Annotated in this window: 1 protein-coding gene; it reads right to left on the bottom strand. The window is 43.9% G+C overall.

Annotated elements, in window-relative coordinates; genetic code table 11:
* The coding region (locus AAEY57_RS20480) for a DUF2130 domain-containing protein (protein WP_350608720.1) at positions 1-255 on the bottom strand (255 nt) is incomplete at both ends.

Consider the following 255-nt stretch of genomic DNA (forward strand, 5'->3'; position numbering starts at 1 on the left):
CACCAGCAGCATTTTGTACATCTGTTTTAAGTTTGCTGACCCAGGCATTTGACCAATTTTCAGCTCGCTTTGTCTCCCACACTATTTTGCCGCATACAGTACCTGAGCGCATGCAAACTGTTTGTATGACATCTGCGCCTTTAGCACCTTTTTTTACGGGTTCAATAAAATCAAGCGGATATAACTGTGCTAGTGTAGTCTCAAGCTCAAGCTCTAAAACTTCCCCCTGTAGCTGTTGTGATCCTTGCTCTAGCT

Source organism: Pseudoalteromonas sp. MER144-MNA-CIBAN-0113, assembly GCF_040308965.1.
Classification (GTDB): domain Bacteria; phylum Pseudomonadota; class Gammaproteobacteria; order Enterobacterales; family Alteromonadaceae; genus Pseudoalteromonas; species Pseudoalteromonas tetraodonis.